We start from the raw sequence: 12,409 nt of genomic DNA on the forward strand, positions 1-12,409 counted from the left end.
GCCATAATTTCAGATTATGGTTTTTCGATGGCGGTTTCTTTGTTATTCAGCGGAGGTGAATAAGGGGAAAATAAGAGGGGAATGCGTTGTCGTTACTAACAAGAACAGAAAGCCCGATATTTTAGGGAGAGGAAAAGACTCTATGAAAATGGATCGCAGACAAAAAATATTATTGGCAGTTTTTTTAGTAGCAGTCTTGGTTATTGCAGTAATACCAGGCATTAAAGCTTATATGGACCAGGAGCATAAAAGAGATGTTTTAAAGCGTCTTGCAGAGGATGGTATTTTAATCTACGGTGCGGATCAGAATGCACCCCCTTTGCGTTTTTTGGATGAGGATGGTATCTATAAAGGTGTTGTAGTTGACTTTATGAATCAGCTTTCATTAGAAATCGGTGTGGAAATTAAGACCGTTCCATATCTTTGGGAGGATGCTCTAGCTGCTTTGGAAAACGGCGATACGGATATCTGTGATATGTTTATGAACGAAGAGCGAAGTGCCAAATATGCCGCAACGAAGTCAATTTATAATCTTAGAACGGTTCTTGCGATTCAGGGAGATTCAGATTTCACGCTGGAAGACATCAATCATATGAGCATTGCGACACAAAAAGGAGATTATGCAAATGCGTATTTGAAAAAAAATTATTCAAAGGCAGAGCTCGTCTATGTGCCAGATGTTTCTTCCGGAATGAAGCTTCTTTCAGAAAAAAAAGTGGATGCAGTCATAGGAGATGAGCCGGTTGTTTATTATACGATGAGCCATAATAAGGATTACAGCAGTTTTAAATTGATCAATACCGCTCTCTATGAAGAAGATGTGGTTCTAGCGCTTAACAAGCAAAAATCAGAATTAATTCCAATATTAAATGATGCAATTACGAATATACGAAATAAAGGGCAGCTTGAGAAAATACAGCAAAAATGGTTTGGAATTTCAACCCCTCTATTAAAGGCAAATCCTCGAAAGGACTTTTTGAAGTTCTTTGGAATTCCTATGGGTGCAGTGCTTGCAATCTTAATTTTTATCATGGTGAATAATCATGCTTTGAAGCGGCAGGTAAAAGAACGTACAGTGGAGCTGGAAGACAGTCGAAATGAGTTGCAGATGATCTTTGACGGCATTACAGAATATATTGCGGTTATCAGCAAGGATAAGGTGATTATGAATGCCAATCAAGGTCTAATGAACTGCTTGCGTAAAAAGCAAGAAGCAGTTTTCGGACAGCCTTGTGAAGGTCTGTTTTCTGTACTTTGTAAAGATTGTAGTGCATGTCCGATTGACGAATGCTTGGAAAGCGGCGGAACCGTAAAGCGGGAAGTGGCGATCGAGAGCGAAGTATATGAGATGGCAGTTTACGGACTTTCTGATTCCCAAAGCGGCGTTTTGATTACCTTGAGAAATGTTTCCATTGAAAAGATACAGAGAAATCAGCTGTTACAATCTTCAAAAATGATTGCAATTGGGCAGCTTGCAGCCGGAATGGCGCATGAAATTCGAAATCCACTTGGGATTATTCGCACGCAAAGCTATCTTTTGCGCAGCGGGGAACGTCTTTCTGAAACCGCAAGTAAGTCGTTGGATTTTATTGATGCAAATATAAAGCGTGCAGGCGGAATTATAGACAATGTTATGAAATTTTGGAGAGTGTCAGATGATAAGCCGGAGCATTTGAATTTGAGAGAAAGTATGCAGGATATCATTGCACTTCAAAGTGAAGAAACAAAAAAGAAAAAAATTAAGATTTCATTAGACTGTGATCCGAATATTTGGGTGTATTGCAGTACAGAGACATTGAAGCATATTCTGCTAAACCTGAGTGCAAATGCCATTGATGCACTAGACGAGGGTGGAATTCTTAGAATCTGCGGAGAATTGCGGAAACACGCATTTTGTGTCATCTGTGAGGATAATGGAAGCGGGATTGACGAGAATCATTTAGATACTTTATTCAATCCGTTTTTTACAACAAAAGAACCGGGAAAAGGGACTGGATTAGGACTATTTATTGTATATTCTGAGGTACAAAGGCTGAATGGTACGATTACGGTAGACAGCGAACTGGGAAAAGGAACAAAATTTACCATCGTCATTCCGCAGGAACAGGAGAAGGAGTCACGATACAAGAAAGCAGCTTTAAAATATTAATTGTAGATGATGACACGGATTATCGAGAAACTTATAGGATGCTGCTCTGCGGAAAAGGCTACGAAATTGTTACCGCTGCTTCTGCAAAGGAGGCGCTTGAGATATTGGAGCATGAATATTTTCCTCTGGTTATCACAGACATTCTTATGCCCGGAATTGATGGAATTGAATTTTTGAAACAAATTAAGAGCATCTATAATAATACCATCGAAGTCATTATGGTAACCGGATATGGGAGCATTGAAACAGCAGTGCAGACAATGAAGATGGGAGCATTTGGATATTTTATAAAAAGTCATGATCCAGAAGAATTAGTCCTAGAAATTAAAAAAGTAGAAAAAATGATGGAACTTACGTGCATGAATATCCATAATGAATCACAGAGCAATAAAGATGCGCTGTTAGGGAGCAAGAACAAAGAAATGCATGAGCTTTGGGAGCTTGTCCAGCAGGTAGCTGCTTCAAAAGCAAGCATTCTTATTATGGGAGAGTCAGGCGTTGGAAAAGAAATTGTGGCACAGAGACTGCACCAAATCAGCGGAAGAGGCAAACGACCGTTCATTCCATTAAATTGCCAGCACTATCCGGAAAACTTAATTGAATCGGAATTGTTTGGGCATGAAAAAGGTGCCTTTACCGGAGCATTGAGCAAAAGAGTCGGCAAGCTGGAAGAAACGAATGGTGGTACCATTTTTTTGGATGAGATCGGTGACATGGATTTGGGGACGCAGGTGAAGCTGCTGCGCGTATTGGAAAGCAGGCAGATTGAGAGGATTGGATCGAATAAATTAATTAATGTAGATTTTCGTTTAATTTCTGCTACCAATAAAAATGTATACGAAAAAGTAAAAGAAGGAACATTCCGAGAAGATTTTCTTTATCGCATCAACACTATTGAAATTCACATTCCTCCACTGCGGAAAAGACGGGAGGATTTAGAAGACTTTATAGAATTTTTTCTGCAGCGTTTCAGTAGAGAAACTGGAAAAAGCATTTTAGAAATCGAGCCAAGAACCAAAGAATTCTTATTGAATTATGATTACCCGGGAAATGTAAGAGAGTTAAAGAACATGATTGAAAGATTAGTGATTTTAAGCAATAATGGCGTTTTGCAAATAAATCAGTCGGAACAAATAGAGATTTTTGAAGAAAATCTTTCTTCTTCATCCAGTCAGGACGAGTTACTTTCTTATAAGGAGGCGAAGCAGGAGTTTGAAAAAAAATATATTAAAGAAGCACTTTTCACCTGCGGAAACAACATCACAAAAACAGCAGAAAGAATGGGAATGAGCAGGCGGCAGCTTTTCAATAAAATTGTGGAATATAAAATCGATACAAGTGAAAAATAAAAAACGGCAAAAAAGTACCATGCAAAAAATTTCCGATATGAAATTTTTTGCATGGTGCTTTTTTAATAATGGAAATTGTTATATATATATAGCAGGCAGGGAGAAAAACAGCTGTCGCTGATTGATTGATTTAAAATTTTATTAAGATTAAGAAGAACAGATGAAATACTTTAAGGTCTTTGTAAATCAAGGACTGGCTCTATGTGTATAAGCGGAATCAAAGATTATAGTAAAATCCGAAAGAATTCTACGCATTTCATAAAAAATAAACAAATATTCTTGGCATGATGTTTGCAATATTATAAAAGTGAAATTATATTTGGAAGTTATTTTTAAAAGGAGGCAGTGTTATGGAAAAAGGAACAAAACGCTTGGAGTTTTATGGCGGCGTATGGATGTCATTCTTGCCATTCATCGTTTTTTTGGCATTAATCGTCTTAACGACCTTCCATTGGGCATCTATTTCAGATGGTGCTTTATGGGTGCCGGCGTTTTCCGCATTAGCTATTCCATTTTTCTTTGCGAAAAGCAAGAGAGAATACGCAGATGCGGTTATTGAAGGAATGGCAAGCAAGGAAGCAATTATTCCAGTAGTATGTTGGATTTTTGCAGGTGTATTCTCTAGGATTCTTCGGATGTCCGGACTTGCATCCGGTGTTGCGGGTGTTGCTGCGGGATTAGGTGTAAACAGCACTTTATTCGCAATTGTCACGTTTATCGCGTCAGCAGTATTTGCGACTGCATCAGGGACAGGATTTGGCACCATTGCAGCCGGGATGGGTGTTCTTTATCCGGCAGGAATTGCATTGGGAGGCAATCCGGGACTTTTAGCGGGAGCCATCATATCCGGGGCTGCATTTGGAGATAATCTTGCACCGGTATCGGATACAACGATTTGTTCTGCAACTTCCCAGGGTGTTGACGTACCGGGAGTAGTAAGATCCAGATTAAAGTATGCTTTGGTTGCCGGAGCGATTACAGTTGTAGCTATTTTAATATATGGAACGATGACTGCCGGAGAAGCTGGTACTGTAGATTCCTATGCTTACGATCCGAAGACCTTGATGATGTTTATTCCGGTTGTAATTACAATTTATATCGCAATCAAGACAGGAGATATAATTATTGCGACTACCATTGGTTCTTTAGTGGGTATCGTAACAGCTTGTGCATTCGGACTCTTTGACTTCGTTCAGATTGATGCAGTGGACCCTAGCGTTCCTGCCGTAATTTCAGTACATGGTGAGGGTTTAGACCGTACGGTAGATGGTGTCATTTATACAGGTATTGCAAGCATGTTGCAGGTATGTATCTTAGCATTGCTTTTATTCGGTTCTATTTCTATTATGAGAAAAGGACAAGGAGATATTCAACTTCTAAATGCGCTTGGAAAAGTGGCAAAAACTCCATTTTCCGCAGAGATTACGATATCTTTAATGGTCATTGTTCTGTCTGCACTTATGGGTTTAAACGCACCGGCTATATTGGCAGTCGGAGCATCCTTTGCAAAACCTTTGGCAAAACAGCATGGGATCAGCCCTTACAGAGCAGCAAACCTTATGGATGCACAGTCTAACACCTTATGTTACTGTCTGCCATGGACACCGGCTATGATTTATACGCTGGGTTTTGCAGCTGACAGCAGTGCACCGTTAACTGCCGTTCAAATCATGCCGTTTGTATTTTATTCTTTCGCTATGCTGGGAGTTATGTTCCTAAGTATGGTTTTCGGGATTGGCAGATATGATTTTATGGATAGAGTGAAAGAAGAAAAAGCGGCATAAAATCTCGATTACCCTTATTTTGCTTGAAAAAACCTTCCTCTTTGACAATTTAGATGACAGATATTGTATTTGACGTTCAGAAAAAACAGATTGGTAAGGCATCAGGAAAAGACATGGAAGATAGAGGAAGGCTTTTTTCATATAAAAATTAATAAAAAATTAATAAAAAAAGGACTCTAATATGGTAGAATATACGACAAAGAGTTCTTTTTTTGTCGAAAAGAAACAATTATCCTTTAAGTATATAAAATTTCAAAAAAAGATGATAAATATAAATAAAAACACAAAAAAGTAACAAATATTTTGCAACATTTTGGAGACTTATAGCGTCTAATAATATACAAGATGGGTAAAAGGGGATTAAAAAATGGAAAATCAAACGATACCGCTTTCTAATAATGAGAAGAAATCATTGATTGAGGTAGAGCACGTACGAAAGGTGTATCGAATGGGCGATGAGAAAGTCGTTGCCTTAGATGATGTAAGTCTTACAATTGAAAAAGGCGAAATTGTATGTTTCCTCGGTACTTCGGGATCGGGGAAATCTACATTTTTAAATATGGTAGCTGGCTTGGAAAAACCAACAAAAGGGAAAATTTTTATCGGCGGAATTCCAATTCATAAATTAAATGAAGCCAATGTGACTTTGTTTCGACAGAAAAACATCGGATTTATTTTTCAAGCATACCATTTAATGCCTATGATGACAGCGGTAGAAAATGTAAGTTTACCGCTTATTTTTCGTGGTGTTGAAACAAAGAAGCGAAATGCGGTTGCAAAAGAGATGCTGCAAGCAGTTGGACTTAAGGGTTATGAGAAAAGAAAACCTTCGCAAATGTCGGGAGGACAGCAGCAGCGTGTCGGAATTGCGAGAGCGTTAGCCGGCAATCCCAAAATTATTTTTGCCGATGAGCCTACGGGTAATTTGGATACCAATACGACCAAAGAGGTAATGGGCCTGATTGTAAATCAAGTGAGACAACATAATCAGACACTGATTTTAGTGACACATGATCGAAGCATTGCGAGCTATGCAGATAAGGTTGTTACCATTCAAGATGGGAATATTGTAAATATAGAACAGAAAGAGAAAGAACAAAATTTACAAAAGGGGCCGAAGGAGGAACTTTCATAACGATGAATAGTGTGAATCGAAAAGAGACGCGGAGAAAATCGAAGCGTGTTAAAAAATTTTTTAGCGGGATTTTAGTGCTGCTGATTGCAGTTGGGTGCGTAAACCTTCCGATGGATGTCTATGCAGCAGATGAAATTGAAATCACATGCAATGATACTTTTCAAGAACCAGGGCAAAGCGTTAGTATAGAAATAAAAATCAAAAACAACAATACAAAAAAAGAATTTGAATTTGACAAGGCAACTTTGGAGGTTACTGGTGGTGGAGTGTCAGTGGAAGAACTCGATACGAAAGTGACGATTCCTTCTGGTGAGGTCCATAAGCTGTCTTTCGATGCGGACATTGATCAGTCTGCATCAGCTGGCGAAAGAGATATGATACTGGTGTTGTATCAGAATGATGGGAAGAGGAAAATCTTAGAGGAGACACTTAGTGGATTTTCGGTAGCAGAAAAGTATGCAGCTCCAAGAGCCAGTTATGATGGGAATTATACCATCAGTTTTGATGTAAAATGTACGACCAATCATTCAGAAGGTTTGCTTGCTGGGTCTGACAATATTTTAACAGTGCAACTGTTTAATCGAGGAAATACACATTTGAAAAATACGGATGTCAGTCTGACTTTGCCGGAAGGAATTACCCCACACAATGCTTCTACCTCTGTGAACGCGGGTTATGTTACTATCGGAAGTAGTTATACAGCAAAATTTCCGTTGACTGTCGATTCTAAGATGGAAAGCAAAAACTATCCGATTGAAGTAAATATTTTAGGGGCAGATAGAGAGAATTCTTCTCAAAACCTGAAAAAAGTATTTTATTTCCCAGTCATTGCAGGAAACAGTACGTATTCAACGGACAATGTTGATATTACAAATGTGTCCATGCCGAACCAGGTGCTTGGCGGAGAGGATTTTACCCTGTCCTTTGCTGTAAAGAATCAGGGCAGTACAGATGCGAGTGACTTAAAAGTATCGGTAGAAATGCCGGAGGGAATTGTCAATAAAACAAAGAATGTATTTTCTTTGAAGAAATTAGAGAAAAACGAGACTAAGAATTATAATGTTACAATGGTGTGCCCGGACAAGACAACGGAAAAATATTACTCCTTTAAAATCACGGTGGAACCGATGGGTGAGAATAAAGGCAGCTCTATTTCTCAATTTGCGGGGACACTTGTAAAAGGGGTTTCGGGGAGCTCAAAGACACCGCAGCTCATGGTAGAATCCTATAACTATGGAGGCTCATACGTACAGGCAGGAGATGAATTCATACTGAATTTAGGCATTTACAATACGAATAAAAGTCATGATTTACAAAATATAAAGGTGACTGTTTCCTCAGAGGACGGAACTTTTATTCCGGTGCAGAGCAGCAATTCCTTCTATATAGATGGAATTAAAGCGAAAGAAAGAATGTCTCACGCTTTACATATGACCACGAAGCAGGATGCGGAACAAAAAACATCTACACTGACGGTTGAAATGAGTTATGAGGATTCAGCTGGGAACGCACTGGAAGCAAAAGATGTTATTTCTATTCCAATCATGCAGGAAGCAAGGTTGGTAATTGATGATATCATTGCACCTTCAGAGCTCTATGCAGGAATGCAAACAGGCGGATCTGTAAAATTTTATAATATGGGAAAAACCGTTTTAAATAATTTAAGAGTGGATATAAGCGGCGATTTTGATACGATGGAATCCAACCTGTATTATGTTGGAAATATGGAAGGCGGAAAGAGCGATTCTTTTGACTATTCTTTTACACCGAGACAACAGGGACCGATGTCCGGTGTCATCACGTTTATTTATGAGAATGCGTCCGGTGAAGAAATGAGATTTGAAAAACCGTTTGAGTTTCAGGTCATGGAGGAAATGCCTTTTGACGACATGGAAATGATGCCGGAAGAAGAGGTAAAGAAGAAGCCATGGCTTGCAATTGGTATAGCAGCAGCAGCCGTAATTGTAATTGGAGGAGTTATTTTCTGGAGAAGGAGAAGACGTAAAAAGCTGCATCAGGAGATGGAAATCGATGAATAATTGGGATTTAATCAGCTTATGCGGCAGGAATCTGCTGCGGAGGCGGACCAGAACCTTGTTAGCTATTATGGGGGTTGTTGTTGGAACGTGTGCGATTGTGGTTATGCTTTCCATCGGGTTTGGCTTGTCTGTCAGCTTTCAGGAAGAAATTGAAAGCTACGGAAATCTGCATCTAGTAAATGTGCGTACCGGGGGCGGAATGAGCTCCTATGGTGGGACCGGAGATAAAAAACAAGCAGTACTCGACAATAAAACAATTGCGGAAATAGAACGGATCAAAGGTGTAGACGCTGCTTCACCAACTATCTCAGAATATCTAACTTTGGTAATCGGCAAATATGTGGCACAGTCAGAAGTGGTCGGTATTCGTCCGGAAGTGATGCAAAAGTTTGGATATGATGTAGAGGAAGGTCGGCTTTTGCAGCAAGGAGATAAGTATGCCATTGTATTTGGAAATCAAATACCGTCGTGGTTTTATAACCCCAAAAAAACACGAGATTATACTTGGGGTGCGGAACCACAGGTCGATGTAATCACTAATAAGTTGATGATTACGGGGGACTATCAATATGGTCAGAAAAAGCAGAATTCTCCGGATGAGGAAAAAATCACTTATCAAGAATATAAAGCAAAAGGCGTTGGCATTTTAGCGAATCCAAATGACGAATCAGCCTGGAGTGCTTATATGAGCTTAGAAGGCTTAGAGCAGATTCAAAAAGATTTAAAAAAGGCAAGAAAAGAGAATACAGGTTATCAAAAAAAAGGATACGATGAAGTGATGGTCTATGTTGGTAATATCAATGATGTGGAGAGTGTGAGTGAGACTATCAGGGGAATGGGATTTCAAACCGACAGTTTAAATGACTGGTTAAAATCAATGCAAGATACGGCTCGTATGATTCAAGGGATTTTAGGCGGAATCGGTGCAATTTCTCTTTTAGTAGCGGCTCTTGGAATCACAAATACTATGATTATGTCGATTTATGAGCGTACTAAGGAAATTGGTGTTATGAAGGTAATCGGTGCAAATCTTAGGGATATTAAAAGGATGTTTCTTTTAGAAGCGGCAATGATTGGATTTCTTGGAGGCGTGATCGGTTTGATCTTGAGTTATATCCTATCCTTACTCATGAATACGGTGCTCTTGGGAGTAATGAGTGGAATTTTAGGCAGCATTGGCGGCGGCATGGGATCAACCGTTTCTATTATTCCATGGTGGGTTGCAGCTGGATCTTTAATTTTTTCAACTACAATCGGCGTTGTTTCCGGATACCACCCAGCTCGCCGTGCCATGAATTTAAGCGCATTGGAAAGTTTGAAGAATGAATAATAAAAAAATTGATTATAATTAGGAGTAAAGGTGGTGAGCAAATATGGAAAAAATAAAACAAAGCATGAATACTTTGGCAAATTTGATTTTTTACTTATGCAGCCTTCTTGAAGGAATCATTTCAATCATCATCTTACTGGTTATTGTTATCGAGACGATAGTAATGGTTGATCGGTTTGATGTATTGGATTTTCAAAACTTAGGTTCCGCACAGCTGAATTCTATTTTAGGCAGTATTCTTTGGCTAGTGATTGGCTTGGAATTTATTAAGATGCTTATGGAGCATTCACATGGAGCAGTTCTTGAAGTTTTATTGTTCGCAGTAGCCCGCCAGATGATTGTAGAGCATACATCAATGATAGAAAATTTTTTTGCCGTAGCAGCCATTGCGGGGATTTTTGCAATTCGTAAATTTCTGTATAATAAAGAGGAAGATAAAGAACCGATTTTGGGGAATGAATCGCTTCATTTGAAAACAGAGAAGGAATGAAAGAAGAAGGAATGGAATTGAAAGAATCAGCTTGACTTAAATGAGAATACATAATATAATACTCTTGCGTTGTGTGAAAAACACATTAGATCGTGTAAGAAGCCCTTTTACCGGGGGTTTTTAACATAAGGTGCAGGCTGGGTTACCGGCCGTGGCCGAAACGTTATTGCAGTGAAACCGAACACGATTGTTTGGACAATCTCAGTAGGTAAGGAGGTAAAAATGAAGTCATTTATTGCGAAGCCTCAGGAAGTAGAAAGAAAGTGGTATGTTATCGATGCAGAGGGAAAAACACTCGGTCGTCTAGCCACAGAAATTGCTTCTATTTTGAGAGGTAAGAGAAAACCGATTTATACACCGCATGTTGATACAGGTGATTATGTCATCGTTGTCAATGCGGAAAAAGTAGAGGTTACTGGAAAGAAAAGAAAAGAGAAAATTTATAAAAGACATACGGGATTCCCGGGTGGTCTTCGTGAATTAACTTTTGAAAAGTTGCAGGCTAGAAAGCCGGAAGAAATTATTCGCCATGCAGTGAAGGGCATGATGCCTAAAGGACCTCTTGGACGTGAAATGTACAAGAAACTTAAGGTATATGCAGGCCCAGAGCATAACCATGCAGCACAAAAACCAGAAATTTGGAATTATTAATAAAGGGAGGAATCAGAAATGGCAAAAATGCAGTACTGCGGAACAGGCAGAAGAAAATCATCTGTTGCTAGAGTTCGATTGATCCCTGGCAAAGGAACCATTACAGTAAACAAAAAACCTCTTGAAGATTATTTCGGTATGGAAATTGTTAAGAGAGAAGTAAGAAGACCTTTAGAGGTTGCTGGTGTTGAAGGCCAGTTTGATATTATTGCAACAGTAAGAGGCGGCGGATTTACCGGTCAGGCAGGTGCTTTAAGACATGGAGTATCGAGAGCCCTTTGTGTAGCAGATATTGCACACAGACCTGCTTTAAAAGCTGCAGGCTTTTTAACTAGAGACCCAAGAATGAAGGAAAGAAAGAAATACGGACTCAAGAAAGCAAGAAAAGCTTCTCAGTTCAGCAAACGTTAATTTGTTTCCATATGGCGATCGTATTTACGGTCGCCTTTTTTTATCTAATAGAAAATAAAACTCATTTCCATTAAATATTAACAAGCGTTAAGACATGGTATGAGTATATTGATAACGTAAATCTCTTGAGGAAATTTATTTGAGTGATTTGCTTTAATGATGAATGACATTTTATTATAGATTGATTCCTTTAATAATTAGTATTTTTACTTTTGCTTGCGAGGAAGGAAAGAAAATTAGTAAGATGAATGAAGATATTCAGAGAGAATTAAAAGCAGTGGAGAAAATAGGGAATCAAATAGCGAGAAAATTTATCCTCCAAAAATTTGTGCTCCTATTTGTTGCATTATTTGCAATTTTAACCAGTATTAAGCTCTACAGTGTGCAGGTATATCTGCTTGTTGAGCTTGTAATACTTTGGCTTGTTTTACGATTTATAAGAAAAAATCAAATAAAATTTCAAACCGCACTGTATGAAAAATGTGATCCATATCTGCAATTTACCGTTATTGATTACTATAAAAATCATTGGAGAATTATTCCTAAGAATGTTAAGAATCAATTGCTGATTGCGATGGCACAGTGCATGCTGCTGGCAGGGGAGCCGCAAGAGGCGATTTCGATTTCAAATAAAATTGAGAACCCTTCTCGTATGAGAGTTGCATATCAGGCGATTTATTATAATAATCTTTTGAATGCTTACGGGCAATTTTGCTGGGACAGCAAAAGATTTGATTTGGTTAATGAAATAAAAAAATTAAAAGAACGTTGTAGAAAAAAAGATGCAATGTATTTAGACGTGATTCTACGATTAGAAGAACTCCATATGCATCGAGCGAATCTCGACCTGGATTTTGTAAAAAAATATTTTGAAAAAAATCCGGCACAGCATCAATTTCAAAAAGTAGCCATGCATTATTACATCGCTGAGATATTACTGAAAAGCGGGAAGAAAGAAGAAGCAGAAGAGTCTATTTCATTTGTTAGGGAATATGGAAATAAACTTTATTATAAAAAAGAACTGGTAAAATTAATACAAAGGGTATAGAATAAAAAAGTTACAGATAGGAG

Annotated in this window: 10 protein-coding genes; all 10 read left to right on the plus strand. The window is 38.5% G+C overall.

Annotated features, from left to right (window positions below; translation table 11 throughout):
• The first annotated feature begins 142 nt into the window (after positions 1–142).
• The 10 genes from U5921_RS07265 to U5921_RS07310 all read left to right on the plus strand — a co-directional run bounded on the left by U5921_RS07265 (position 143) and on the right by U5921_RS07310 (position 12,386).
• Positions 143–2,149, plus strand: a complete 2,007-nt coding sequence (locus U5921_RS07265; protein ID WP_324825804.1) for a transporter substrate-binding domain-containing protein — start codon at positions 143–145, stop codon at positions 2,147–2,149.
• A gap of 38 nt (positions 2,150–2,187) precedes the next feature.
• A complete protein-coding gene (locus tag U5921_RS07270) occupies positions 2,188–3,498 on the plus strand; it encodes a sigma-54 dependent transcriptional regulator (RefSeq protein WP_324825805.1) in 1,311 nt (436 codons plus the stop codon).
• A gap of 350 nt (positions 3,499–3,848) precedes the next feature.
• On the plus strand, positions 3,849–5,282 hold the full coding sequence (locus U5921_RS07275; RefSeq protein WP_324825806.1) for a Na+/H+ antiporter NhaC family protein: 1,434 nt from the start codon (positions 3,849–3,851) through the stop codon (positions 5,280–5,282).
• A gap of 367 nt (positions 5,283–5,649) precedes the next feature.
• On the plus strand, positions 5,650–6,417 hold the full coding sequence (locus U5921_RS07280) for an ABC transporter ATP-binding protein (protein ID WP_324825807.1): 768 nt from the start codon (positions 5,650–5,652) through the stop codon (positions 6,415–6,417).
• 2 nt (positions 6,418–6,419) lie between these two features.
• The gene (locus tag U5921_RS07285) at positions 6,420–8,456 is read left to right on the plus strand and encodes a COG1361 S-layer family protein (RefSeq protein ID WP_324825808.1); all 2,037 of its coding nucleotides are present in this window, start codon (positions 6,420–6,422) and stop codon (positions 8,454–8,456) included.
• Complete coding sequence (locus U5921_RS07290; protein ID WP_324825809.1) at positions 8,449–9,786, plus strand: ABC transporter permease; 1,338 nt, start codon at positions 8,449–8,451, stop codon at positions 9,784–9,786. The genes U5921_RS07285 and U5921_RS07290 overlap by 8 nt, the downstream gene beginning before the upstream one ends.
• Before the next feature lie 43 nt (positions 9,787–9,829).
• Positions 9,830–10,276 carry a phosphate-starvation-inducible PsiE family protein gene (locus U5921_RS07295; protein WP_324825810.1) on the plus strand — a complete coding sequence of 149 codons (447 nt, stop codon included), beginning with the start codon at positions 9,830–9,832 and terminating at the stop codon, positions 10,274–10,276.
• Positions 10,277–10,498: 222 nt separating this feature from the next.
• A complete protein-coding gene (gene rplM, locus U5921_RS07300; RefSeq protein WP_324825811.1) occupies positions 10,499–10,927 on the plus strand; it encodes a 50S ribosomal protein L13 in 429 nt (142 codons plus the stop codon).
• A gap of 18 nt (positions 10,928–10,945) precedes the next feature.
• Positions 10,946–11,338, plus strand: a complete 393-nt coding sequence (gene rpsI, locus U5921_RS07305) for a 30S ribosomal protein S9 (RefSeq protein ID WP_324825812.1) — start codon at positions 10,946–10,948, stop codon at positions 11,336–11,338.
• A 244-nt stretch (positions 11,339–11,582) separates the two neighbouring features.
• Positions 11,583–12,386: a hypothetical protein gene (locus U5921_RS07310; protein ID WP_324825813.1), complete on the plus strand. Its 804-nt coding sequence runs from the start codon at positions 11,583–11,585 to the stop codon at positions 12,384–12,386.
• Positions 12,387–12,409 lie beyond the last annotated feature (23 nt).

It is taken from the genome of Sinanaerobacter sp. ZZT-01 (assembly GCF_035621135.1).
Classification (GTDB): Bacteria; Bacillota; Clostridia; order Peptostreptococcales; family Anaerovoracaceae; genus IOR16.